Source organism: Lentisalinibacter orientalis (genome assembly GCF_040706535.1).
Lineage (GTDB): Bacteria > Pseudomonadota > Gammaproteobacteria > Steroidobacterales > Woeseiaceae > Lentisalinibacter > Lentisalinibacter orientalis.
On record NZ_JAPDRJ010000001.1, the window covers coordinates 561,886 to 587,584 of the forward strand.

Annotated in this window: 20 protein-coding genes; 11 read left to right on the plus strand and 9 right to left on the minus strand. The window is 70.1% G+C overall.

All coding sequences use genetic code 11. The features are described from left to right. Positions 1-125 precede the first annotated feature (125 nt). The 4 genes from ACJMK0_RS02400 (at position 126) to ACJMK0_RS02415 (ending at position 6,035) form a co-directional block, all read left to right on the plus strand. Positions 126-2,372, plus strand: coding sequence for a primosomal protein N' (locus tag ACJMK0_RS02400; RefSeq protein WP_405235216.1), 2,247 nt, complete (start codon positions 126-128; stop codon positions 2,370-2,372). Positions 2,373-2,452: 80 nt separating this feature from the next. Continuing rightward, positions 2,453-4,201, plus strand: coding sequence for an arginine--tRNA ligase (gene argS, locus ACJMK0_RS02405; RefSeq protein WP_405235217.1), 1,749 nt, complete (start codon positions 2,453-2,455; stop codon positions 4,199-4,201). Positions 4,202-4,203: 2 nt separating this feature from the next. After that, on the plus strand, positions 4,204-4,809 hold the full coding sequence (locus tag ACJMK0_RS02410) for an SPOR domain-containing protein (RefSeq protein ID WP_405235218.1): 606 nt from the start codon (positions 4,204-4,206) through the stop codon (positions 4,807-4,809). Continuing rightward, positions 4,806-6,035 carry a CapA family protein gene (locus ACJMK0_RS02415; protein WP_405235219.1) on the plus strand — a complete coding sequence of 410 codons (1,230 nt, stop codon included), beginning with the start codon at positions 4,806-4,808 and terminating at the stop codon, positions 6,033-6,035. Before ACJMK0_RS02410 ends, ACJMK0_RS02415 begins: the two co-directional genes overlap by 4 nt. A gap of 3 nt (positions 6,036-6,038) precedes the next feature. Here ACJMK0_RS02415 and ACJMK0_RS02420 read toward each other — a convergent pair whose 3' ends face one another. Genes ACJMK0_RS02420 through def form a run of 6 tightly spaced genes read right to left on the minus strand, consistent with a single transcriptional unit; the run spans position 6,039 to position 13,103 of the window. Continuing rightward, entirely contained in the window at positions 6,039-7,412 is a 1,374-nt protein-coding gene (locus ACJMK0_RS02420; protein WP_405235220.1) for a sigma-54-dependent transcriptional regulator, read from the minus strand. After that, entirely contained in the window at positions 7,409-9,649 is a 2,241-nt protein-coding gene (locus tag ACJMK0_RS02425) for a sensor histidine kinase (RefSeq protein ID WP_405235221.1), read from the minus strand. The genes ACJMK0_RS02420 and ACJMK0_RS02425 overlap by 4 nt, the downstream gene beginning before the upstream one ends. Continuing rightward, on the minus strand, positions 9,631-10,191 hold the full coding sequence (locus tag ACJMK0_RS02430) for a DUF4390 domain-containing protein (protein ID WP_405235222.1): 561 nt from the start codon (positions 10,189-10,191) through the stop codon (positions 9,631-9,633). The genes ACJMK0_RS02425 and ACJMK0_RS02430 overlap by 19 nt, the downstream gene beginning before the upstream one ends. Positions 10,192-10,220: 29 nt before the next feature. Further along, entirely contained in the window at positions 10,221-11,552 is a 1,332-nt protein-coding gene (rsmB, locus tag ACJMK0_RS02435; protein ID WP_405235223.1) for a 16S rRNA (cytosine(967)-C(5))-methyltransferase RsmB, read from the minus strand. Continuing rightward, the gene (gene fmt, locus ACJMK0_RS02440; RefSeq protein ID WP_405235224.1) at positions 11,545-12,549 is read right to left on the minus strand and encodes a methionyl-tRNA formyltransferase; all 1,005 of its coding nucleotides are present in this window, start codon (positions 12,547-12,549) and stop codon (positions 11,545-11,547) included. The genes rsmB and fmt overlap by 8 nt, the downstream gene beginning before the upstream one ends. Before the next feature lie 17 nt (positions 12,550-12,566). Continuing rightward, entirely contained in the window at positions 12,567-13,103 is a 537-nt protein-coding gene (def, locus tag ACJMK0_RS02445) for a peptide deformylase (RefSeq protein WP_405235225.1), read from the minus strand. A gap of 254 nt (positions 13,104-13,357) precedes the next feature. On the opposite strand from def, the gene ACJMK0_RS02450 reads away from it, so the two are divergent. The 7 genes from ACJMK0_RS02450 to ACJMK0_RS02480 all read left to right on the plus strand — a co-directional run bounded on the left by ACJMK0_RS02450 (position 13,358) and on the right by ACJMK0_RS02480 (position 23,601). Continuing rightward, positions 13,358-14,563: a LysM peptidoglycan-binding domain-containing protein gene (locus tag ACJMK0_RS02450; RefSeq protein ID WP_405235226.1), complete on the plus strand. Its 1,206-nt coding sequence runs from the start codon at positions 13,358-13,360 to the stop codon at positions 14,561-14,563. Between the two features lie 78 nt (positions 14,564-14,641). Next, positions 14,642-15,781: a DNA-processing protein DprA gene (gene dprA, locus ACJMK0_RS02455; protein ID WP_405235227.1), complete on the plus strand. Its 1,140-nt coding sequence runs from the start codon at positions 14,642-14,644 to the stop codon at positions 15,779-15,781. Continuing rightward, positions 15,778-16,254, plus strand: a complete 477-nt coding sequence (locus tag ACJMK0_RS02460) for a DUF494 family protein (RefSeq protein WP_405235228.1) — start codon at positions 15,778-15,780, stop codon at positions 16,252-16,254. Before dprA ends, ACJMK0_RS02460 begins: the two co-directional genes overlap by 4 nt. A gap of 122 nt (positions 16,255-16,376) precedes the next feature. Then, positions 16,377-18,830 (plus strand): DNA topoisomerase I, encoded by a 2,454-nt coding sequence (locus ACJMK0_RS02465; protein ID WP_405235229.1) that lies wholly within the window; start codon positions 16,377-16,379, stop codon positions 18,828-18,830. A gap of 85 nt (positions 18,831-18,915) precedes the next feature. Continuing rightward, on the plus strand, positions 18,916-19,839 hold the full coding sequence (gene hemF / locus ACJMK0_RS02470; protein ID WP_405237874.1) for an oxygen-dependent coproporphyrinogen oxidase: 924 nt from the start codon (positions 18,916-18,918) through the stop codon (positions 19,837-19,839). Further along, a complete protein-coding gene (locus ACJMK0_RS02475; protein WP_405235230.1) occupies positions 19,836-20,267 on the plus strand; it encodes a VOC family protein in 432 nt (143 codons plus the stop codon). The genes hemF and ACJMK0_RS02475 overlap by 4 nt, the downstream gene beginning before the upstream one ends. A gap of 133 nt (positions 20,268-20,400) precedes the next feature. Continuing rightward, a complete protein-coding gene (locus ACJMK0_RS02480; protein WP_405235231.1) occupies positions 20,401-23,601 on the plus strand; it encodes a S8 family serine peptidase in 3,201 nt (1,066 codons plus the stop codon). A 75-nt stretch (positions 23,602-23,676) separates the two neighbouring features. Here the strand turns inward: ACJMK0_RS02480 and ACJMK0_RS02485 are convergent, their stop codons facing one another. From ACJMK0_RS02485 to ACJMK0_RS02495, 3 genes are all read right to left on the minus strand, one after another. Then, positions 23,677-24,264: a DNA-3-methyladenine glycosylase I gene (locus tag ACJMK0_RS02485; RefSeq protein WP_405235232.1), complete on the minus strand. Its 588-nt coding sequence runs from the start codon at positions 24,262-24,264 to the stop codon at positions 23,677-23,679. Between the two features lie 149 nt (positions 24,265-24,413). Beyond that, a complete protein-coding gene (locus tag ACJMK0_RS02490; protein ID WP_405235233.1) occupies positions 24,414-24,806 on the minus strand; it encodes an HvfA family oxazolone/thioamide-modified RiPP metallophore in 393 nt (130 codons plus the stop codon). A gap of 128 nt (positions 24,807-24,934) precedes the next feature. Further along, positions 24,935-25,699 (minus strand): DUF3379 family protein, encoded by a 765-nt coding sequence (locus tag ACJMK0_RS02495; protein ID WP_405235234.1) that lies wholly within the window; start codon positions 25,697-25,699, stop codon positions 24,935-24,937.

Here is a 25,699-nt window from a genome sequence, read left to right on the forward strand (position 1 = left end):
CTCAAGGGTCTGATTTCATTCATTAATCGGGCGGCCGGCGGCGCTCGCGCCCGATCCGCACCGGGGGACGGCGGGGCGGCTGTCCGGCCGGCCGCCGGGCTTTCTTCCACAGACTTATCCACAACTTGTCCAGCAACGAGCAGAAAACCGCCGAGACCGCCCCCGCGGTGCTGAGGGTCGCTATCAAGGCGCCGCTGTCCCGTCTGTTCGACTACCTGCCGCCCGCCGGCGTCGACCCCGCGACGCTGCGCCGCGGCGTGCGGCTCAGGGTGCCGTTCGGCCGCCGCCATCGCATCGGGCTGCTCTGGGACACGGCGGCGCAGAGCGAGCTGCCGCGTTCCCGGCTGCGCCGGGTCGCCGCCGTGCTGGACGAGGAGCCGGTGGTGGATGCCGGCCTGGCCTGGCTGATCGACTTCGCCGCCGGCTACTACCATCACCCGGTGGGCGAGGTGGCGGCTGCGGCGCTGCCGGCACTGCTGCGCGAGGGCCGGAGCCTGCATCGCACCGAGACCCGCTGGCACCTGACGGCGGAGGGCGCGGCGGCCGACGGCGCAGAGACGGCACGACGGGCACCGCGGCAGGCGGAGCTGCTGGCGGCGCTAGCTGCAGCCCCGGCAGGCGGACTCGGCGCGGCGGAACTGGACCGGCTCTGCCCGCCCTGGCGCCGCGTCCGCAAGGCCCTGGAGGACAAGGGCCTGATCGAAAGCAGCGAGCGGCAGGTGGACGCGGCTGACCAAAGCGGCGAGGACGACGGGGCGCCGGCGAACGCCGTCGACCTGAACGAAGACCAGCTGGCGGCGGTGGCGGCGGCAACGGCAGCGGACGGTTACTCGGCCACGCTGGTCGACGGCGTCACCGGCAGCGGCAAGACCGAGGTCTACCTGGCGCTGATCGAACGCACGCTGGCCCGGGGCCGGCAGGCCTTGGTGCTGGTGCCGGAGATCGGCCTGACGCCCCAGCTGGTCGACCGTTTCACCGAGCGGCTGGGCCGACGGCCGGTGATCCTGCACAGCGGCCTCGGCGATACCGATCGGCTGGCCGCCTGGCGCGATGCCCGCAGCGGCGCGGCCCGCGTGGTGGTGGGCACCCGCTCGGCCGTGTTCACGCCGCTGGCGCGGCCGGGGCTGATCGTCGTCGACGAGGAACACGACCCGTCGCTGAAGCAGCAGGAAGGCTTCCGCTATTCGGCCCGGGATCTTGCGGTGGCGCGCGCACGACACGAAGACGTGCCGGTGGTGCTCGGCTCGGCGACGCCCTCGCTGGACTCCCTCGCCAACGTGGAACGGGGCCTGTACCGGCGGGTGGAGCTGCCGCGCCGGGCCGGGGGCGCGGCGCCGCCGGCGCTGCGCCTGGTGGACCTGGGGCGGCACCCGCCCATCGACGGCCTGTCCGCACCGCTGATCGACGCCATCGAGCGCCACCTCGCCGAGGAAGGGCAGGTGCTGCTCTACCTCAACCGCCGCGGCTATGCGCCGACGCTGCTCTGCCGGGACTGCGGCCACGTGGCCGAATGCCGCCGCTGCGATGCGCGCATGACGCTGCACGCGGGCGACCAGCGCCTGCGCTGCCACCACTGCGGCAGCGAGCGGCCGGTGGACACGAGCTGCCCGGCCTGCGGCGGCACCGTGGCGGCGCTGGGGCGGGGCACCGAACGGGTGGAAGAGGCGGTGCACAGCCGTTTCGCGGGCTACCGGGTGAGCCGCATCGACAGCGACAGCACCCAGCGCAAGGGCAGCATGGAGAGCGCCCTGGACGACGCGCGCAGCGGCCGGGCGCAGATCCTCGTGGGCACCCAGATGCTGTCCAAGGGCCATCATTTCCCGCGCCTGACGCTCGTGGGGGTACTGAACGCCGACCAGGGATTGTTCGGCAGCGATTTCCGCAGCGCCGAGCGGCTGGCGCAGACCCTGCTGCAGGTCGCGGGCCGGGCCGGCCGCGCCGACCGGCCCGGCGAGGTGCTGATACAGACCGACTTCCCGCAGCATCCCCTGCTGCAGCGGCTCGTGCAGCAGGGTTATGCCGACTTCGCCCGGGCCGCACTGACCGAGCGCCGGGACAGCGGCTGGCCGCCCTATTCGCGCATCGCCCTGCTGCGGGCCTCGGCCACCCGGCCGGAGGCGGCGATGGCGTTCCTGCGCGAGATGAAATCCGCGCTCGCGGCAGTCACCGGCGCGGAGGTGCGCCTGCTCGGACCGGTGACGGCGCCGCTGGCCCGCCGCGCCGGCCGCTATCGCTGCCAGCTGCTGCTGCAGAGTGCCGAGCGGGCACCGTTGCACCGGCTGCTGGCACGGCTGCGCGAACAGGCGGAGCAGGCCCCCGGCGCGAGCCGCGTGCGGTGGTCGCTGGACGTCGATCCCATCGAGCTATTCTGAGCGCCGCCGGATGCGGGACCGCCCCGTGAACGGGTAGTATTGCGCATTGCATTTTCTCGCCTGATTCCCGGGGACCGGACTTGAAAGAAACCATCGCCAGACTGGTAGAAGCGGCACTTGCCTCGCGGCCGGAGATCGCCGACGAGGTGGAACTCGCGAGCGTCGGCGCGGACGTCGAGCGCGCCCGCGATCCGCGCCATGGCGACTTCGCCACCAACGTCGCACTGCGGCTCGCCAAGAGCCTGGGCCGCAACCCCCGGGAGCTCGCCGCCGACATCATCGCCGGCCTGCCCGAGTCCGAGCTGGTGGAGGAAGTCTCCGTGGCCGGCCCGGGCTTCATCAACTTCCGCCTGAGTCAGACGGCGCTCAGGCGCGAGATCGGCCGCGTACTCGCCGAGGGCCGCTGCTACGGGCGCCGGGAGAAGCGCGAGGCGCCCCGGGTCATGGTGGAGTTCGTCTCCGCCAACCCCACCGGCCCGCTGCACGTCGGCCACGGCCGCCACGCGAGCTACGGCGCCACGGTGGCCAACCTGCTGGAGGCCGCGGGCTACCCGGTGCACCGCGAGTACTACGTGAACGACGCGGGCCGGCAGATGGAGATACTCGCCGTCAGCGTCTGGCTGCGCTATCTGGGCCTGCACGGGGAGACGCTGCCGTTCCCGGCCGCGGGCTATCGGGGCGACTACATCATCGACATCGCCCGGGAGCTGCCGGCCGAGCGCTACATGGCCGGCGCGGCGGAGGTGCTGCGCGACCTGCCCGAAGACGCGCCGGACGGCGACAAGGAGGCGCGCATCGACGCGCTGATCGCCCGCGCCCAGACGCTGCTCGGCGACGAGGGCTTCGACACGGTGCGGCGGCATGCGCTGAACAACATCCTGGACGACATCCGGGACGACCTAGCGGAGTTCGGCGTGGAGTTCGACACCTGGTTCTCCGAGGCCAGCCTCACCGATGAGGGCGTCATCGACGAGGCGCTCGAGCGGCTGCGCGATCGCGGCATGCTCTACGAGCGCGACGGCGCCGTCTGGTTCCGCGCCACCGACTACGGCGACGAGAAGGACCGGGTGGTGGTGCGCGACAACGGCAAGAGGACCTATTTCGCGAGCGACATCGCCTACCACTACGGCAAGCGCCGGCGCGGCAACGATCTGCTGCTGGACGTGCTGGGCGCAGACCACCATGGCTACATCGCCCGGGTGCGCGCCGGGCTGGAGGCGATGGGCGAGCCCGGCGATTCGCTCGAGGTGCGCCTGGTGCAGTTCGTCGCGCTCTACCGGGGCGGCGAGAAGATGCAGATGTCCACCCGCTCCGGCGAGTTCGTGACCCTGCGCGAGCTGCGCGAGGAGGTGGGCAACGACGCCGCGCGCCTGTTCTACGTGATGCGCTCCAACGACCAGCACCTGGACTTCGACCTCGAGTTGGCAAAGTCCAGCTCCAACGAGAACCCGGTCTACTACATCCAGTACGCGCACGCCCGGGTGGCGAGCGTCATGCACCAGCTGGAGGACAAGGGACTCGCCTGGGACCGCGAGCAGGGGCTGGCCTCGCTGGACCGGCTGACCGAGGAGCAGGAGAGCGTGCTCGTCGCCACGCTCACCCGCTTCCCCGAGGTGATCGAGGCGGCCGCGGACAAGCGCGCGCCGCAGACGCTGGTGTTCTACCTGCGCGACCTCGCCAACGAGTTCCACACCTATTACAACGCCCACACCTTCATCGTCGACGACGAGTCGCTGAGGAACGCGCGGCTCACGCTGGTGCTGGCCGCGCAGCAGGTCATCGCCAACGGGCTCGGCCTGCTGGGCGTGTCCGCGCCCGACGCGATGTAGCCATGGCACAGCGACGCCGGCAGACGAAACGCCGCAGCACCCTGAGCAGTAGCAGCCGCAGCCGCAGCAGCGCGCAGCAGGCACCCGGCTGGCTGTGGATGCTGTTCGGGCTGGCCATCGGCCTCTCGGTGGCAGCCGCGGTCTGGATGAGCGACCGGGACGAGCCCGCGGCGGAACCCCGGCCGCGGGAGGCCGCGAGCCTCAGGGAGGAAGAGAAGGCGCCCCGGCCGGAACAGAAACGGGTGGAGACGCCGGCGGCCAGCGAGTCGCGCTTCGATTTCTACGAGATGCTGCCCCGCTTCGAGGTGGTGGTGCCCGAGGAGGAGCCCCACGCCCGCCCGGACAACCGGCCGGATCTCCCCACCGAGCCCGGCACCTACGTGCTGCAGGCCGGCTCGTTCAGTGCCTTCGAGGATGCCGACCGCATGAAGGCGCGGCTCGCGCTGCAGGGCATCCCGTCGCGCATCCAGCGCGTCGCCATCGACGACCGCACCTATCACCGCGTGCGCATCGGCCCGGTCTCCGACATGGACGAACTCGACGACCTGCGCCGCCGGCTGCGGGAGGCGAAGATCGAGGTGCTCATGATCCGCGTGCCGCAGCAATGAGGGCCCGCCCGGCCTTCTTCAGGGCGCTGCCGCTCGCCGCGCTGCTGTGCGCCGGCCTGGCCGGCTGCGCGACGGCACCGCAGTCGGAGACCCCGGGCGATGCGGAGCGGCAGGAAGTGCCTGCCGCCGCGCCGGCCGCCCCCGCCCCGCCGGCGACGCCGGAGCCGCCGCCGGGGTCGCCGCCGGGATCGCCGCCCGGACCGGACCTGTCGGCGTTGCGCATCACGGTGGCCACCGTCGGCGACATGATGATCGGCACCGACTATCCCGACAACCGGCTGCCCGACGACGACGCCCTCGGCTTCTTCGACGGCGTGGCGCCGGTGCTGCGGCAGGCCGATCTCGCCATCGGCAACCTCGAGGGCGTGCTGCTCGACGGCGGCGAGCCCGCCAAGCGGTGCAAGGACCCGTCGGCCTGCTGGCTGTTCCGCTCCCCCACCCGCTACGCCGGCGTATTCCGGGACGCGGGCTTCGACGCGCTCAGCCTCGCCAACAACCACGCCCGCGACTTCGGCGAGGAAGGCCGGGACACGAGCATGGCCGCGCTGGATGCGGCGGGCATCCGTCACTCCGGCCGTGAGGGCACCACCGCCAGCATGGAGGTGGGCGGCATCCGGGTGGGCTTCGTCGCCTTCTCCGGCACCCGCGGCGCGAATCCCCTGCTGAACGAGGAGGCGGCCACGGCCATGGTGGCCGAACTCGCCGCCGGGCACGACGTGGTCATCGTCTCGTTCCACGGCGGCGCGGAGGGCATCGACGCGCTGCGCCTGCCGTTCGCGGAGGAGGAATACTACGGCGAGCCCCGCGGCGACGTGGTCGCCTTCGGCCGGGCGATGGTGGATGCGGGCGCCGACCTCGTCTTCGGCCACGGCCCGCACGTGGTGCGCGCACTGGAGCGCTACCGTGGACGCATCATCGCCTACAGCCTCGGCAACTTCGCCACCTACTACGGCATCAGCGTCGCCGGCCTGAAGGGCGTCGCACCGATACTCGTCACCACCCTGGACGGCAACGGCGAGTTCGTCGAGGGCAGCGTGGTGTCCACGCGCCAGATCCGGCCATCGGGCCCCACCATCGACCCGGCGGGCGAGGCGCTGGAACTGATGGCCCGACTGTCGCGGCAGGACTTCGGCAACCCGGGGGTGCGCTTCGAGGCGGACGGACGCCTGCTGCCGGTCGAGCGGCCGACACCGAAAGTCCATCCCGTCGAACCGGCCGTCCGCTGACGCTCAGTCGTCGCCGCCGCCGGCCTGGCGGAAGTCCACGCCCAGCGCGCGCAGCTTGCGATAGAGATGGGTGCGCTCCATGCCGACCCGCTGGGCGAGCTTGCCCACCTTGCCGTTGCACAGGATCAGCTGCTGGGTGAGATAGGCACGCTCGAAGGCCTCCCGCGCCTCACGCAGCGGCAGCGCCAGCAGATCCTGTTTCACCAGCGGCTCGTCGTCCGGCGCCTCGGCCTTCAGCTCGCTCTCGATCTCGGACAGCGACACCTCCTCGTCGCCGCCGTTGATGAGCACCCGGTGCACGAGGTTCTTCAGTTCCCGCACGTTGTCCGGCCAGGGATAGTTGCGCAGCCGGTTCTGTGCCGCGACGCCGAAACGCCGGAACGGCAGGCCCTCCGCGTCCACCAGCTTCTCGGCGTAGTAGCGCAGCAGCTCGGGCACGTCCTCGGCGTACTCGCGCAGCGGCGGCACCCGCAGGGTCAGCACGTTCAGGTGCGTGAGCAGGTCGCGGCGCAGCGTGCCCCGGTCCAACAGCCGCTCGTAGTCCTGCGGCAGCGACGCCATGATGCGGGCGGTCAGGGGCACCGCCTCGCGCCCGCCCCTGCGCACGTAGCTGCCCTGCTCCAGCGCGCTCGCCAGCAGGGTCTGGGCGGCGGCACTGGCGTCGCCCAGTTCGTTCACGAACAGGATGCCGCCCGCCGCGCGGTCCAGCAGCCCCTCGCGGACCTCGCCGTCCTCCTCGCTGCCGTAGAGCTGCACCTCGGCATTGTCTTCGGTGAGTGCGCCGCCGGCCACGCTCACGTACTCGGCGGCGGCGCGGGGGCCGACGGAGTGGACGTAGCGGGCGAAGGCCTCACGGCCGGAACCGGACTCGCCGATCAGTACCATCGGGGCGTCGTGTGCGGCGAGCTTGCGGGCCTGTTCGCGCAGAGCCCGCATCGCTTCGCTCTTGCCCACCGGCGCCAGCGGAGAGAGCAGCCGGCGCATCTGCTGCGGCTCGCTCTTCCGGCCCGACTCCAGCGCCCGCTCCACGGTATGCAGCAGCTTCGACAGCGAAAGCGGTTTCTCGATGTAGTCGAAGGCGCCGAGGCGGGTGGCCTCGACGGCCGTGTCCACCGTGCCGTGTCCGGACATGATCACCACCGGGCACTGCCGGGTATCCGGCTGCTGGGTCCACTCCTTCAGCAGGGTGATGCCGTCGGTGTCCGGCATCCAGACATCGAGCAGCACCAGATCGTGGTGGTCCGCCTTGCGGGCCTCCCGCGCCTCGCCGGCGTCGGCCGCCGCGGTGACCTCGTAACCTTCGTCCGAGAGAATCTCCCTGATCAGGGACCGGATATCCGACTCGTCGTCGACGACGAGTATGTGTTCGCCACTCATGCCCGCTCTCTCCGTTTATCGCCCCGCTCGCCCCGTCGCGGCATGGATGCCAGCATCACCTCCCGGCTCGCCTCGTCGACCGGCAGCGAGATGCGTATCCTCGCTCCGCCGCGGTGGCGGTTCTCCGCCCGGATGCTGCCGGCGTGCTCTTCCACCAGTTTCTTCACGATGGCGAGTCCGAGGCCCGTGCCTTTCGGTTTGGACGTCACATAGGGATCGAATATCTGCTCCACCGGCCCCGCCTGGAAGCCCGGCCCGTTATCCTCGACCGTGATGGTGACCAGCTTCGCCCCGTTGTCCTCCTCCGCGCGGGTAATGATATCGATTCTGCCGTCTTGCTGCCCTTCCAGTGCCTCGACGGCGTTGCGGGCCAGGTTGTGCAGGATCTGGCGCACCCGGCCCGCGTCCGCATCGACGAGGGGCAGCCCGGTGTCCAGGTCGAGCGTGATGTCCACGGCCGTATCCTGGGCGCGGTAGAGATCGATCACCTCGCGCACCAGCTTGTTGAGGTCGAACCGGGCCATGTCCATGTCCGGCGCGCGGGCGTACTCGGAGAAGGCGTTCACCATCTCCTTCATCGCCTCCACCTGCTGCACGATGGTATGGGTCGCGCGGTCGAGTATCTGCGCCTCGCCCGGCGGCATCTCCTTGAGGTACTTCTGCCGCAGCCGCTCGGCGGAGAGCTGGATGGGGGTGAGCGGGTTCTTGATCTCGTGAGCGAGGCGGCGCGCCACCTCGCCCCAGGCCGCATCCCGCTGGGCCTGCAAGAGCGCGGTGATGTCGTCGAACACGACGACGAAACCGGCCGTGTGGCCGTCCTCGGCCGGCAGCGCCGTGCAGGCACAGGTGAGCACGCGCCGGCCGACTTCGCCGCGCAGCACGATCTGCTCCCGCCACTCGGTCTCACCTGCGGCAAGGTGAACGCGGGCCACGTCCACGAACTGCTCGATGAGCGGCCGGCCCGCGGCCACTTCCGGCAGCAGCTCGCCGATGCGGCTCTCGAGATCCACGCCCAGGATGGCGCCGGCGGCCTGATTGGCCGTGCGGATGCGCAGGTCCGGCTCCAGCGACACCACGCCGGTGGACAGCCGCGCGAGGATGACCTCCAGATTGGCGCGCTCGGCCTCCACCTGGGCCTGGCTGTCGCGGGCCGTCTCGCGGGCCGCCGCCAGCCGCCGGGTCATGTCGTTGAAGGAATTGACGAGGAAACCGATCTCGTCCCGGGAGGGGGTCGGCAACTGGGTGTCGAAGTCGCCCGCCGCCACGGCCCGGGTGCCGGCCACCAGCTGCTGGATGGGCGCCACCAGCCGGCGGGAGAAGAAGAACGCGCCGTAGATCGAGGCCAGCAGGGAGACCAGCAGCACCACCGTCAGGGTCAGGGTCAGGGTGCGCTTCAACGGTTCGCGCAGGTAGAGCTGGCGCTTGTAGTCCGTGTACGAATCGCCGACGTTGTCCGCCATGGCGGACAGCCGCTGGGTCACCGGGTAGAGCGCCTGCAGCACGTAGCGCTCGCCGGTGCGGGCATCGCCGGTCACCGGCGCCGCGGTGCGGATCTGGTAGCCCCCGTCCTCCAGCGGATCCAGGCTCACGTAAGGCCGGTCCTGGCTGATCTGCAACAGCATCTCGTCCGACGGCAGCGAGGGCACGGCGAGCCGCGAGCGGTCGAAGCTGGTGGCGACGATGCGGCTGTTGGGGCCGAACATCGTCACCTCCAGCGCGCCGGTGTCCCGGCGCATGCGGGCGAGTTCGCTGACCAGCGCGGACTCGCTCACGAGCTCCGCACGCTCCGCGTAGCGCAGGGTGAGATCCAGGTTCGTGCGCATCTGGATGCTGAGCGCCGCACGGGACAGATCCAGCGCGTCTTCCAGCCCCTGCTCCACGTCCTCGGTGAACCAGCTGTCGATGCCCCGGTTCAGGAACTGGGCGGAGAAGTAGTAGACGAGCAGCAGCGGCAGGACGGCCAGCCCGATGAACATGGCCACCATGCGGCCCTTCAGCTTGGCGCCCGGCACGTGATGGCGCAGGTCCTGCACCAGGCGCGCCAGGTTGCCGATCAGGAGCACGATCAGGATGACGACGCCCACCGCGTTCACCAGCAGGGTGATGCCGGAGAGCCGGTCGAACTGCTCCGAGCTCTGGGAGGTCTGGGTAAGGAGCAGCAGGGCAGTGAGCGCCAGCAGCAGGCCGACGCCCGCCAGCAGGGTGAAGAGGAATCGCCTCAGCGTTCGAGCTGCCATTCGAACCAGTCGCTGGTGATCCGCCAGTCTTCCCGCCAGAACGCGATCAGCCGCAGCGCGGCGGGATAATCCTTGACGTCCACCACCGCCCGCATGCGGATGCGATAGTCCCTGTCGTCCCGGAGCAGCGCGGCGTCGATCACGGGCAGCGACGTGATGCGGCCGAGGTTGTTCAGTGCCGAAAACAGCGTGGCGTAGGAGTCCTGCTCGCCGGTATTCAGGTTACGGACCACGTAACGGCGGCTGAGCGCGTTGTAGACGAGCTGGTAATTCACCGCGAGCTCCGCGGTGACGTCGTCCAGCCAGAAACGCCGGTTCTGGATGACCTGGAACTGCAGCTCCACGTTGATCGGGACGCCGCTGTCCAGGGCGTCCAGCGCCTGGTCGGAGAGCACGTACTGCAGGCGGGCGCCCACCCGGTAGACGCCATCCACCAGGTTCGAATCCGCCGAGCGCACGGCGACGGTGCCGCCTTCCTGGCCGGACGCCGGCTGCCAGGCCAGGCACGCGAGCAGGACCAGCAGCGCGCAGAGGCGGCCCACAGTCCCTTCCGCTGGTGCGCTCGGCAGGCTCATGTCGGCTTTTCGATACAACAGTAAAAGAATCCATCCAGCCCGTTTCGTCCCGGAAACAGCTGGAATCCAGCCCCGTCAGCTTGCATTAGATCGCGGATGTTGTCATCGGGCAACGGTTTTCCGACGCCCGCTCCGGGTTCCGCGGCGGCGAACGCGGCAACCGCCTCCGAGTTCTCGGCGCGCAGCACGGAGCAGGTGGCGTAGACCAGCCGTCCCCCGGGCGCCAGCAGCGGCCAGAGGGCGCGGAGCATGGCCAGCTGGCGCGCGGCCAGCCGCTCCACGTCGGCGGGGCGGCGCAACAGTTTGATGTCCGGGTGGCGCCGGATGACTCCGGTGGCGCTGCAGGGCGCGTCGAGGAGGATCCGGTGGTAGGGCTCCCCGTCCCACCACGCGGCCGGTTCCGCGGCATCGCCGCAGAGGAGCCCGGCGCTGTAGCCGCCCCGTGCCAGCGCTTCGCGCACCCGCTCCAGCCGGCCGGCATCCGCGTCGAGGGCCGTCACCGATGCGTCCCCGCGCATGCTCTCCAGGATGTGCAATGTCTTGCCGCCGGGCGCGGCGCAGGCGTCGAGGACGCGCATGCCGGGCGCGGCGCCCAGCAGCGGTGCGGCGAGCTGGGCCGCGCCGTCCTGCACGCTCACCTCGCCGGCGGCGAAGCCCGGCAGCTCCTCGACCGGCAGCGGCCGCGACAGCCGCAGGGCCGACGCCACGCCCGGCAGCGGCACGGCTTCGACGCCGTCCGGCAGCCGCCGGCGCCAGCTGGCGGCGTCGGTGCGATGCAGGTTGACGCGCACCCACATCGGCGCCCGCTCGTTGTTGGCCCGCACTATCGCTTCCCAGTCGTCCGGCCAGTCGGCGGCCAGCGCGTCCAGCAGCCAGCGGGGATGGGACCAGGCGGCCTCGGGGTCGGCATCGGTGTCGGCCACGGCCTCGAGCAGGCTGTCCCGCTCGCGCTGGAAGCGGCGCAGCACCGCGTTGACCAGCCCGCGCATCCGCGGCCGGCCCAGCTCGCGGCAGGCGGCCACCGTCTCGCCCACCGCCGCGTGGTCCGGCACCCGCATGCGCCAGAGCTGATACAGGCCGACCTCGATCAGCGCGGCCACCGGCCCCTCGCGCTTCGGCAGGGGCCGCTCCAGCAGGCGCCCGGTCAGGGCGCGGAGCGTGTGATGCCAGCGCACGGCCCCGTAGGCCATCTCCGCCGCCAGGGCACGATCGCCGTCACGGCAGGCGGCCGTTTCCGCGGCCAGCGCGTCATCGAGGGAGCGGCCTCGATCCGCGACGGCGGCGAGCGCCCTCGCCGCGGCCGCCCTGGGGCTGGCGCGGCTAGCCAAGTCTAAGGCCGACGAGGCCGCGCTGGCCGGCGAGGCGCTGGTTCGCGAAGTCCCGGGCAGCGATGCGGCGGCGGCCCGGCAGCTGGACCTCCAGCAGGCGCAGCACGCCCTCGCCCGTGGCCACGTCGATGCCGTCGGCGCCGGCGGCGAGGATCACTCCGGGCTCGGCCGGCGCCTGGTCGCCGGCGGGCAGCGGCTCCGCCCGCCAGCAGCGCAGCGTTTCGTCCTCCAGCCGGGTGTGGCAGACCGGCCAGGGATCGTACGCGCGCACGGCGCGATCGATGCGTTCGGCCGGCCAGGACCAGTCGATGAGCGCGTCCTCGCGGCGGATGCGCGGCGCATAGGTCGCCGCCGCATCGTCCTGGGGCTCGGGCTGCAGCCGGCCCGCGATGATGTCCGCCAGCCTCTCGGCCAGCAGTCCGGCGCCGAGCGCGGCCAGCCGGTCGTGCAGCTCCCCCGCGGTCTCCCGCAGACCCACCGGCGTCTCGGCGCGGGCATACACCGGACCGGTATCGAGGCCCGCCTCCATGCGCATCAGGCTGACGCCGGAGACCGGGTCGCCGGCGAGCACCGCCGCCTGGATCGGCGACGCGCCCCGCCAGCGGGGCAGCAGGGAGGCATGGACGTTGATGCAGCCGGCCGGCGGCAGCTCGAGCACGTCGGGCGGCAGGATGAGACCGTAGGCGGCCACGATCAGCGCGTCGGGCGCGAGGGCCGCGAGCTCGGCGACGGTTGCGGCATCCTTCAGCGTGGGGGGCTGTAGCACGGGCAAACCTTCCGCGGCGGCCCAGGCCTTGACGGGACCCGGCGTGAGGCGGCGGCCGCGGCCGGCGGGGCGGTCCGGCTGGGTCAGCACGGCCACCGGGCGGTGGCCGGCGCCGCAGAGCGCCTGCAGCGAGGCCAGGGCGAATTCGGGGGTGCCGGCGAAGATCAGGCGGGGCGCATCTGCGGCATGAGCCGCGCGGGCGGCATCTCCCGCAACGCCCTCACCGGTCACGGGGGTAGACCCGGTACTCAGACGGGGCTGGCAGCCCGTTCCCCGGCAGGCTGCGCGGCGTTGCGGCGCCCTTTGAGCAGCCGCTTGCGGATTCGCTGGCGCTTCATCTCCGACAGATAATCCACGAACAGCTTGCCTTCCAGGTGATCCATCTCGTGCTGGATGCAGACGGCGAGCAGCCCCTCCGCCTCCATCTCGTAGCTCTCCCCGTCACGGTTCAGCGCGCGCACGCGGATGCGCTCGGCCCGCTCCACCGGCTCGTAGAATCCGGGCACCGACAGGCAGCCCTCCTCGGTCATCTCGACGCCGCCCTTCTCGAGGATCTCGGGGTTGATCAGGACGTGGGGCTGATCCTTGTCCGCCGAGACGTCGGCCACCAGCAGACGCTGGTGCACGTCCACCTGGGTCGCCGCCAGCCCGATGCCGGGGGCCGCATACATGGTCTCGAACATGTCGTCGATCAGCTGCCTGAGTTCGTCGTCCACGCGCTCGACGGGCTGCGCTTTGGTGCGCAGGCGCGGATCGGGGAATTCGAGTATGTTCAGGATAGCCATCGGTGCCTTCTCAATATCTCGCGTGAACTGCCATAAAAACGATCTAGTGTTTTGACTTTATTGGGATACATAACGGACAATCAAGACGTTATGTCAGGCGGGCGCGGCGGCCCGGGGCGATTCTGTGACGCACTTGGCAGTTGGTCGCGCGTCGGGACGCCATAGTATACCAGCGCCGTGACAGCCGGCAGCCCCGATTCCCACAGGATGGAGCAAGCCCAACCATGCCCCTTGCAGAGCGGAATACCCAGTCCATGGTGAGACTGTGCGGAGTGCTTTTTGTTGCATCGACTCTTGCGACAACAGCCGGTTGCAGCCTGAACCCCTTCGCCGACGACGCCGACGCGCCGCCCGCCCCGGTGACCCCGGCGGCGAGTGCGGAGTCCTCCGGGCCCGTCTCGCTGGAACCGCGCCGCGCTGCGGATGCCGAGGTGGTCGAACGGCGGGCCGAACCGGCGCCGCCGCCGCAACCGCAGGAAGTGCCGCTGGCGCCGAATGCACCCGAACGCTACGTGGTGAAGAAGGGCGACACCCTGTGGGACATCTCGGAGATGTTCCTGCGCGACCCCTGGTTCTGGCCGGAGATCTGGCAGGTGAACCCGCAGGTGGAGAACCCGCACCTCATTTATCCCGGCGACGTGCTGTCGCTGGTCTACATCGACGGCCGTCCGCGCATCATGCTGGAGCGCGGCATCCAGGCCGAACGGCTGAGCCCGCAGATCCGGGCCACGCCGCTCGACCAGGCCATCACCACGATCCCCTACGAGCAGATCGCGGCCTTCCTCACCCGCGGCGCGGTGCTCGAGAAAGACCAGGCCGATGCGCTGCCCTACATCCTGGCCAGCCGCGGCGATCACCTCATCGCCGGTGCCGGCAACGACGTCTACGTGCGCGGCGACATCGAGGGCGAGGGCTCGCGCTACAGCGTGCTGCACATCGACGAGCCGCTGGTGGACCCGGACGACGACAAGGTGGTGGGCTATCAGGCCATCTACGTGGGCCAGGGCCAGGTGGACCGCACGGGCGATCCCTCCACCGTGCATCTCCTGAAGACCAGCCGGGAGGCGCTGTCCGGCGACCGCCTGATGCGCCAGGAAATCGAGATCCCGCTGAATTTCTTCCCGAAGCCTCCGGATACGGACATAGACGGCCGCATCATTTCGGTAGTAGATGGTATCTCGCTGATCGGGCAGTACCAGGTCATCGTCATCAACCGCGGCGCGCGCAACGGGCTGGCGCCCGGCGACGTGCTCCGCGTGCTCACGGCCGGCGAGACGGTGCGTGACCGCTACGCGAAGACGGGCGGCTTCGGGCTGCTCGGCGGCGAGAAGGTGAAACTGCCGGACGAGCCGGCGGGCACCGTGATGGTGTTCAAGGTGTACGACCGCATCGCCTACGCCCTCGTCATGACGGCGGAGAGCGAGATGCGGGTGCACGATATAGTACGTAACCCCTCCTGACGCCAGACACGGCAACGGCCGGCGTCCGCGAGGGCGCCGGCCGTTTCTTTTTGACGTGCCGGCACAGCGGAGCCGGACATGAACGAAGAGACAGATGCCTGGGTACGTCTTGCGGAGGCTCCCGGGCTGGGCGCGGCCGAGGCGGCCGCGCTCGTCGAGAGCTTCGGCTCGCCCGCCCGGGTGGTGGCGGCGGGACGCGGCGCACTCGCCTCCCGCGGTCTCGATGCCGACGCGATCGAGGCGCTGCTCGCGCCGCCGGCGGAGCGGATGGAGCGCATCGCCCGCTGGCTCGACGAGCCGGGGCATCATCTGGTCAGCCGCCACTCGCCGGACTATCCCGCGCTGCTCGTCGAGGCCACCGGTGCGCCGCTCGTCCTCTACGTCAACGGCGACCCCGGGCTCCTGTCCATGCCGCAGCTGGCCGTGGTGGGCAGCCGCAACCCCACCCGCGGCGGCGCGCGGACCGCATTCGAGTTCGCCGCCCATCTCGCCGCCAGCGGCCTGACCATCACCAGCGGACTCGCCACGGGCATCGACACCGCCGCCCACGAAGGCGCCCTGTCGGCGGGTGGCAGCACCATCGCCGTGCTGGGCACAGGCATCGACCGGGTCTATCCCGCCGCCAACCGGGAACTCGCGCACCGCATCGCCGAACGAGGCGCCCTGGTGAGCGAGTTCCCGCTGGGCTCGCCGCCGGAGTCGTGGCACTTCCCGCGGCGCAACCGGATCATCAGCGGCATGAGCCTGGGCACACTCGTGGTGGAGGCGGCGCAACGCAGTGGCTCGCTGATCACCGCCCGACTGGCCGCCGAGCAGGGCCGCGAGGTATTCGCCATACCGGGCTCCATACATAACGCACTCGCCCGCGGTTGCCACCGGCTGATCCGCGACGGCGCCCGCCTGGTGGAGTCCGCCGACGACATCTTCGCCGAGCTCGCACCGCTCGCCGGTGCACTGGGCACGCGTCTCGCGGAGCCGCCTTCCGGCAGGGATTCCGCGGCCGCCGGCACCGCCGGAGCGGAGCGCGACGGGGATTACGACAAACTGCTGGAGGCCCTCGCGTGGGAGCCCGTGGACATGGATACGTTGATCGAACGGTCCGGATTGACGATCGATCAGCTTTCCTCCATGCTCCTGATCCTGGAACTCGAGGGCGAAGTCGAAACGCTGCCTGGCGGGAAGTTCTCGAGGGTCAGACAGGAGCGCCTACCCGAATGAAAGAGAACGTCCTCGACGTGTTGATGTACCTGTTCGAGACCTACATCGATACAGAGGAAGAACCCGAAGCGGATCAGAACGAACTCCGCGAGGAACTCGCCCGGGCCGGCTTCCACGACGCCGAGATCGAGCACGCCCTCGACTGGCTGGACGGTCTGGGAACGAACAACGACCTCCTGTCCCCGAACCCGCAGACGGAGAACGGCACCCGCATCTTCAACGGGTTCGAGCTCTCGCGCCTGGATGCGGCATGCCGCGGTTACCTCGTGTATCTGGAGCAGGTGGGCATCCTGTCGCCGCCCCAGCGCGAACTGGTGATCGACCGCCTGCTCGCTCTGGAGTCCGCCGACATCGACGTGGAGCAGATCAAGTGGGTGGTGCTGATGGTACTGTTCAGCCAGCCCGGCCAGGAGCTCGCCTACGCGCGCATGGAGGATCTGGTCTTCGACGAGGACTCGGGGACGATCCATTGATCGGGGGAATCTGAAGCGGCAGACTGGCCGCGTCAGACAGCACGCCGCGGCAGAGTCCGCGGTTTTTCATTTCTGGCCGGGCGACAGGAACGCGCCCGGCGACAACGGACGCACGGGAACGGATGAGCAAGAACCTCGTCATCGTGGAATCGCCGGCCAAGGCGAAGACCATCGAAAAGTATCTGGGCAAGGATTACGACGTCCTGGCCTCCTACGGGCACGTGCGCGACCTCGTGCCGAAGGAGGGCGCGGTGGACCCGGAGCACGGCTTCGAGATGAAGTACCGGGTGATCGAGCGCAACGAGAAGCACGTCAACGCCATCGTCCGTGCGCTGAAGAAGGCGGACTCCCTGATACTCGCCACGGACCCGGACCGAGAGGGCGAGGCCATCGCCTGGCACCTGTACGAACTGCTGAAGGACAAGGGCGCCCTGGACAACAAGGACGTGCACCGCGTCGTCTTCTACGAGATCACGAAGCAGGCCATCCAGGACGCCATCCAGCGTCCGCGCGGCCTCTCCAGCGAGCTGGTGAACGCGCAGCAGGCGCGGCGCGCGCTGGACTACCTGGTGGGCTTCAACCTGTCTCCGCTGCTGTGGAAGAAGGTACAGCCGAACCTCTCCGCCGGCCGGGTGCAGAGCCCGGCGCTCAGGCTCATCGTCGAGCGCGAGGAGGAGCGCGAGCGCTTCGTATCGCAGGAGTACTGGACCATCGAGGCCGACGTGAGCAAGGAGGGCCAGGCCTTCCCGGCGCGGCTGGTGGCCTGGAAGGGCGAGAAGGTGGAGCAGTTCAGCTTCGGCGACGAGGACACGGCCATGGCCGTGGACGCCGCGCTGCGCCAGGCCGCCGACGGCGTGCTGCGCACGGTCAAGGTAGAGCGCAAGCAGCGGCGCCGTAACCCGGCCGCGCCGTTCACCACCTCTACGCTGCAGCAGGAGGCCTCGCGCAAGCTCGGCTTCAACACCCAGCGCACCATGCGCGTGGCCCAGCGGCTCTACGAGGGCGTGGACATCGGTAGCGCGGACGGCAACGTGGGCCTGATCACCTACATGCGCACCGACTCGGTCACGCTGGCCCAGGTGGCGGTGGACGAGACCCGCAGTGTGATCGCCGAGCGCTACGGCAAGGACAACGTGCCGGACAGCCCGCGCCAGTACAAGAACAAGTCCAAGAACGCCCAGGAGGCCCACGAGGCCATCCGCCCCACGGCGGTCAGCCGCACGCCGGACGAGCTGGAGGGCAAGCTGGAGGCCGACCAGCAGAAACTCTACCGGCTGATCTGGACGCGCACGGTGGCCAGCCAGATGGTGCCCGCAGTGTTCGATACGGTGACCGCCGAGATGGTGCCCGCCGACGAGCGAGAGGACGAGGCCACCGGACGCTTCCGCGCCACGGGCTCGGTGCTGGTCAAGCCCGGCTTCATCGCCGTCTACCAGGAAGGTCGCGACGACGTCGCGGCGGACGACGGCGACCGGCGCCTGCCGGACCTGGCCGAGGGCGACCGCCTGAAGCTGGAGGAGATTCGTCCGGAACAGCACTTCACCGAGCCGCCGCCCCGCTACACGGAGGCGAGCCTCGTGAAGTCGCTGGAGGAACTCGGCATCGGCCGGCCCTCGACGTACGCCAACATCATCACGACGCTGAAAAACCGTGAATACGTGGAGATGGAGGGCCGCCAGTTCGTCCCCACGGACATCGGCCGCATCGTCAACGGCTTCCTCACCGAGCACTTCACCCAGTACGTGGACTACGACTTCACGGCGCGCATGGAGGACGACCTCGACGCCATCTCCCGGGGCGACCGGGACTGGGTGCCGCTGCTGGAGGAATTCTGGACGCCCTTCCACGAGCTGGTGGAAGAGAAGGACCAGAACGTCACGCGCGAGCAGGTCGCCCAGGCGCGTGAGCTCGGCACGGATCCCAAGACCGGCAAGCCGGTGACCGTGCGCATGGGCCGCTTCGGCCCCTTCGTCCAGATCGGCACCAAGGACGACGAGGAGAAGCCGAAGTTCGCCGGCCTCATGCCCGGCCAGAAGATGAGCGACATCGACCTCGACGCAGCGCTGGAGCTGTTCAAGCTGCCGCGCAAGCTCGGCGAGACGCCGGAGGGCGAGCCGGTGTCCGCGAGCATCGGCCGCTTCGGCCCGTACGTGCGTTACGGCAACAAGTTCGTCTCCATCCGCGGCGACGACGATCCGTTCACCATCAACCTGGAACGCGCGCTGGAACTCGTCCGCGAGAAGAAGAAAGCGGATGCCGAACGCACCATCCAGGACTTCCCCGACGAGGGCATCCAGGTGCTCAAGGGGCGCTACGGCCCGTACGTCACCGACAAGAACAAGAATGCCAAGGTGCCGAAGGACCGGGAACCGGCGTCGCTGACGCTGGAGGAATGCAAAGAGCTGCTGGCAGCAGCGCCGGCCCGTGGCCGCGGCCGCAAGAAGGCGAAGAAGAAAACGGCGACGGCCGCCGCCGACACGAAGAAGGCGGCCAGGAAGAAGAGCACGGCCCGCAAGAAGACCTCGGGCGGGAAGAAGACAAAGAAGAAATCGGCGAAGAAGAAGCCGGCCGACTGAGACGCCTGCCTCCCGTACCCATCCCGCGCGGCCATCCCGTACAATGCGTCGCTCCGCGACGATGAGGCAGCCCGCGCACATGGCGATGAACGACTTCGGCGACAAACTGGCGGCCGTCAAGGAGTACCTGCTCGGCCTGCAGCAGCGCATCACCGATACCCTGGAGGACGTGGACGGCACCGCCCGCTTCCACCGCGACTCCTGGGAGCGGGAAGGCGGCGGGGGCGGCGAGACCCGGGTGACCGCGGGCGGGAGCCTGCTCGAGCAGGCCGGTGTCAACTTCTCCCACGTCTACGGCGACAACCTGCCGCCGAGCGCCTCGAAGAGCCGGCCGGAGCTGGCCGGGCGGGGATTCCAGGCGATGGGCGTCTCGCTGGTGCTGCATCCCGAGAATCCCTACGTGCCCACCACCCACGCCAACGTGCGGGTGTTCGCGGCGGAGAAGCCGGACAGCGAACCGGTCTGGTGGTTCGGCGGCGGCTTCGACCTCACGCCCTACTATCCGTACCTGGAAGACGTGGAGCACTGGCATCGCACCGCCCGTGAGGCCTGCGAAGGCTTCCCCGAGGGCACCTACCCGCGCTTCAAGGACTGGTGCGACGAGTACTTCTATCTGCGCCACCGGGGCGAGACCCGCGGCGTGGGCGGCCTGTTCTTCGACGACCTGAACGAGTGGGGCTTCGAGCGCTGCTTCGACTTCATCAGGAGCGTCGGCGACCACTTCCTGCCGGCCTACCTGCCCATCGTCGAGCGGCGCCGGGATACCGCCTGGGGCGAACGCGAACGCCAGTTCCAGCTCTATCGCCGCGGACGCTACGTGGAGTTCAATCTGGTCTACGACCGGGGCACGCTGTTCGGGCTGCAGTCCGGCGGCCGCACCGAGTCCATCCTGATGTCCCTGCCGCCGCTGGTACGCTGGCAGTACGACTACCGGCCGGAGCCGGGCAGCCCGGAAGCGGAGCTGACCGAACGCTTCCTGAAACCCACCGACTGGCTGGGCGCCTCGTGAACTGCGCCGCCGCTCCCGCGCCCTTCCACCTGGCCGTGCCGGTCGACGATCTGGAGCGCGCCCGCGGCTTCTACGTGGAGCTGCTCGGCTGCGCCACCGGCCGCGAGGACGAGCGCTGGCTCGACCTCGACTTCTTCGGCCATCAGGTCACCCTGCACCTGGCGGAAGACGCCGGGGAAGAGGCCGCCAATGCCGTGGACGGCGACGCGGTCCCGGTGCGCCATTTCGGCGTGATCCTGGCACCGCCCGACTGGCAGGCCCTGGCCGACCGGCTCACGGCCGCCGGCGTCCGCTTCCTGATCGAGCCGCGGGTGCGTTTTCGCGGCCAGCCCGGCGAGCAGCGCACGATGTTCCTGCGCGACCCGGCCGGCAACGCACTGGAGTTCAAGAGCTTCGCCGACCCGTCCCGCATCTTCGCCCGGGAATAGAGGCTGGCGGCACTCGCGCCGCGGGCGTGCTGGCCCGCCGATTCGGCGCTATGCTAACGTCGACCGAGCCTCCTCACTGTAGCGACAGACTATCGATCCCACAGACTATCGATCCTCCCGAGGCGAGCGAGCGGTGAACAGAAACCTCCATCCGGCCTGGCTGCCACTGACCTGGCTGCTCCTGACCCTGCTCTGCCTCGGGACGACGGCGGAGGCCGCCTCGCTGCGCCACGCCGAAGGGGCCGCGGGCAGCCTGGTACTGGCCGACGAGATCGGCACCGGCGCCGACGGCCGCAAGGTGTACATCGTGCAGCTGCGCCGGCCCGGTGCCGCGGAGCATTACGCGAAGGCGGCCGCGCCCGGCCGCCCCGCCTCCATGAAGGTGATGCAGTCCACCGGCTTCAGCCGGGAGTCGGCCACGGTGAAGTCCTGGGTGGCCGGCAGCGACGCGGCGCAGACGAGCCTGCTGGCGAAGGCGGCCCCGGGCACGCGGACCGTCTACGACTATCGCTACGGCTTCAGCGGTTTCGCCGCCGCCCTGACGCCGGCCCAGGCCGATCGGCTACGTCACTTGCCCGAGGTGGCCGGGGTATGGGAAGACGAGATCCGGCCGCTGGCCACCAACGAGACGCCGAGCTTCCTCGGGCTGTTCGACGGCACGGACGGACTCACCGGCGCGCTGGGGCTCGAGGGCGAGGGCGTGGTCATCGGCGTCATCGACAGCGGCATCACGCCCGACCACCCGAGCCTGAAGGACACCCGGGAAGCGGACAAGCCGCGGCTGTGCCGCACCTCCTTCGCCGACACCTTCCTCGGCCTCTGGCTGTGCCGGCGTTTCGAGGTGCGCGACGACGTGCAGCTGTTCGACCCGCCGGAGGACTGGAACGGCATCTGCCAGTCCGGCGAGGAGTTCGCGGAGACGGTGTGCAACAACAAGCTCATCGGCGCCCGCTTCTTCGTCGACGGCGCCCGGGAGAGCGGCGATCTGGACCCGGGCGAATTCCTCTCGCCCCGGGACGCCGACGGCCACGGCACCCATATCGCGACCATCGCCGCCGGCAATCCGGTGACGGCTTCGGTGGCCGGCACCGAGCTGGCACGCATCCGCGGCATGGCGCCGAAGGCCCGCGTGGCCGTGTACAAGGCCTGCTGGCTCAGGCCGGGCGACACCCGGGCCAGCTGCAATACCTCCGACCTCGCCCGGGCGGTGGACGCGGCCGTGGCGGACGGGGTGGACGTCATCAACTACTCGGTGGGCAATTCGCTGGCGACGGTGAGCGGCCCCGACGACATCGCCCTGCTCGCCGCCGCGAAGGCCGGCATCTTCACCGCGGTGGCCGCGGGCAACGAGGGCCCGGGCCTGCGCACCATCGGCTCGCCGGGCAGCTCGCCCTGGGTCACCACCGTGGCGGCCTCCAGCCGGCCCGGCGTGAACTTCAGCGAGGCCATGGAGGTGATCTCGCCGCCTTCGCTGGCCGGCAAGTACGCCTCCCGGGAGGCGAGCTTCACCCCCCAGCTGGAAGACACAGGCAGCGTGGAAGAGGAACTCGTGATCGTCGACGACGACAGCCTCGCCACGGACACCGGCGACGATAGCGGCACCACCTACGACGCCTGCCAGGCGCCGGTGAACGGGGACGAGCTCGCCGACAGGATCGCCCTGCTCGCGCGCGGCGGCTGCAGCTTCGAGACCAAGATACGCAACGTCGAGGACGCCGGCGCCATCGGCGCCCTCGTCTTCAACAACGCCGGCGAACCCTTCGTCATGACCGGCACGGCCGATTCGGTGGACATCCCGGCCGTCATGATCGGCCAGGCCGACGGACGGCTGCTGTTCGACGCCATGAACGTTGACGAGGAAATCGTCGACGTGCGGCTGGCGGCGGGACTGTTTCTCACCGAGACCCAGGCCGGCAACATCATGGCCGGCTTCTCGTCGCGAGGTCCGGCCAGCGGCGCGCCGGACATACTGAAGCCGGACCTGACGGCGCCGGGGGTCAGCATACTCGCGGGCTTCACACCGGATGCCGCCAACGCCGAGCAGGGCGAGTTCTTCGGCTATCTCTCCGGCACGTCCATGTCCACGCCCCACGTGGCCGGCGTGGCCGCGCTGCTGCTGGAAGCCAACCCGGGCTGGTCGCCGGCGGCGCTGCGCTCGGCCATGATGACCAGCGCTTACCAGGACGTGGTGCAGCAGGACGGCGAGACCCCGGCCAACCCGTTCGACTTCGGCGCGGGCCACCTGCAGCCCAACGCCGCCGGCAAGGCCGGGCTGCTGTTCGACGCGGGTGCCGACGACTACGACGCCTTCGGCTGCGGCCTGGAGGAGCCCATACCGGACCCGTCGCGCTGCGACGAGCTGGCCGCCGCCGGCAGGAGCTTCGACGCGACCCAGTTCAACCAGGCCTCCATCGCCATCGAGCAGCTGACCGGCCGGCGCACCATCACGCGTACCGTGACGGCCACGGGCGACGCGGCCGGTACCTGGCAGGTGCAAATCGAGCCGCCGCCGGGCACCGTGGTGAGCGTATCCCCCGCGACGCTGTCGCTGAATCCGGGCGAGACCGCCACCTACACCGTGGAGATGGAATTCATCGGCACCGGACTGGATCTCTGGTACTTCGGCGCCATCACCTGGCGGGCCGGCGAGACCGCCGTGCGAACGCCGCTCGCCATCCGGCCGGTATCGCTGTCGGCGCCGGAGGAGGTGCGGGATGCGGGCGGCAGCGGCACCCTCGGTTTCGACGTGGACTTCGGCTATACCGGCAGCTACCGGGCCGGCGTGCACGGACTGAACGAGGCACTGGTGATCGACGGCTTCGTGGACAACGACCCCAGCAAGACCTTCACCTTCCGGGACGGCAACGGCGTCACCACCCACGTGATCGACGTGCCGGCGAACCAGGCCTATCTCCGCTTCGCGCTGTTCGACGAGGCCACCGACGGCAATGACGACCTGGACCTGTACGTCTACTACTGCCCGAACGACATCTGCACCCGCATCGGCGAGAGCGGCTCGGAGACCTCGGCCGAGGAGTTCAGTCTGGTGACGCCGCCCGCCGGCCGCTACGCGGTGCTGGTCCACGGCTTCGAGACCGACCAGGTGGCGGGCGGGCCCGGCGCGAACTACCAGCTGTTCGCCTGGGCGTTCGGCCTGGTGGACGACGCCGGCAACATGACCGTGTCGGCGCCCTCCAGCGTCACCGCCGGCAGCACCGAGACTCTGCAGGTTACCTGGTCCGGACTGGCCGCCGACCGGCGCTATCTCGGCGCCATCTCGCACGTGACGCCGAGCGGGCTGACGGCGCTCACTATTGTGAATATCCGGAATTGACCGGAGTCAATATCCGGAACTGACCGAAGTGAATATCCGGAACTGACCGGGGTGAATATCCGGCGCTGACCGGAGTCACTGCGCCAGCTGCGCGCACTCGGCGTGACGGAAGCAGCCGGTCACGTGGTCGTTCACCATGCCGGTCGCCTGCATGTGGGCATAGACGATGGTGGAGCCGACGAAACGGAAGCCCCGCCGTTTCAGGTCTTTCGACAGCGCATCCGACTCCGGCGAGGTGGCCGGCACCTCGGCGTCGCTCTGCCAGCGGTTCTGCTTCGGCGTGCCGTCCACGAAGCTCCAGATGTAATTGCAGAAGCCGTCGAACTCCTCCTGCACGGTCAGGAAGGCCCGGGCGTTGGTCACGGCCGAGCGCACCTTCAGGCGGTTGCGGATCACCGAAGGGTCGGCCAGGATCTTCGCGATCCTCGCCTCGCCGAAACGGGCGACCTTCTGCGGGTCGAAATCCGCGAAGGCGCGGCGATAACCCTCCCGCTTGTTCAGCACCGTGGACCAGGAGAGCCCCGCCTGGGCGCCCTCCAGCACCAGGAACTCGAACTGGCGCCGGTCGTCGCGCACGGGCACGCCCCACTCGGTATCGTGATAATCGACGTAGGCCTGGTTCACGCCCAGTGACCAGGCGCAGCGCACCGGATCCTCGCTCATCGGCTCATCCCCCCGCTGTCGGCAGTAGACGGATTGTCGCTCCCCGAGGGGCAGGCCGGCCAGCGGCGAATCGGTCCGCCGAGACGAAAAAAGGCCCGCGGCCGGAGCCGCGAGCCTTCTTCCGTGAGTCGACGGATGCGGTCAGGCGATCAGACGGAACCGCCGCACTTGCCCTCGCCACAAGAGCCTTCGCCGCCCTTGTCGCCGCCGCAGGAGCCCTCGCCGCCCTTGTCACCGCCGCATTTGCCTTCGCCGCAAGCGCCTTCACCGCCCTTGTCTTCCTTGTCGCCGCCGCACTTGCCCTCGCCGCAGGAGCCTTCGCCGCCCTTGTCTTCCTTGTCGCCGCCGCACTTGCCTTCGCCGCAGCCGCCTTCGCCGTGACCGCCGGTGGCCTCGTAACCGCTGGACAGGGACGTCATCTCGAACGGGCTGCCGGCGCCCTGGTCACTCTGGGCCTGGGCCACGCCCACGGCGCCGAAAGTCGCGGCGAGTGCCGCACCGACCGCAATAGCAATTGGCTTTTTCACGTGCTTGTCATTCATGATCTCTCTCCTCGCTGTTGTACAGGCCCTTACCGGGCCGTTGATTCCCTGGAGGCGGCGCAGCCGCCCCGGCAGGATGAAAACCTCTTGTCGATTGACCGGATCTGCCACCGGCGGATCGGGCAGACTCAAATCTGCCAGTCCACGGCGTTGCGGATATTCTCCGTCACATCGTCCACCGACTGGCCCTTCTCCCCGACGACGGCGATGCTGCCGTCGCCGACCGGCAGTATGACGCCGTGGAAACCGTCCCCCTCGAGCGGCACGGGCGCAGCCAGCTTCTCGCCGGCCATCAGCAGCAGCGTGACCGGCCCGTCCGCGCCCTGGACCACCAGGTGCGGGACGTCGCGCCCGTTGATCGGACAGGTCTTAGCGTAGGTCACCAGCCCCACCCGACCGGCGTCAAGCCGGGACACGGCGGGTGCCAGCACCCGGCTGAGGTCGTTGCCCGCCACCGCCTCGTCCGTGACGACGCGGGAATACGGTTCGTGCTCCATGTGCGCGATCACCTCGGCGGCGAGCGCGGAGGCATCGAGCTCCTGCGGACTGCTGCCGAACTGCAGCACCAGGGTGACGGCCAGCGCCAGCGCGGCGGCCACGCCGGCCCAGGCGGGCAGCCCGCGCCAGCGGGCACCGCGCCCACGCCGGCGCCCGTCCAGGGAGACCACCTTGTCGCCCCGGCCGCCGTCTTCGCCGTCATGACCGTCTGCCGGCAGATCGATGGGGAAATCCGGCACGTCGACGGCGAGGGCCGCCGCGAGGCGCCGCTCGAACACGGCGGCGTCTGCAGCGTAGCGGGCGCAGTCAGGGCACGCGGCGGCGTGGGCGGACCGGCCGGGGAAATCCGCCCCGGGGTCGCCGTCGAGCCGCTCTCTGAATTCTTCACACCGCAT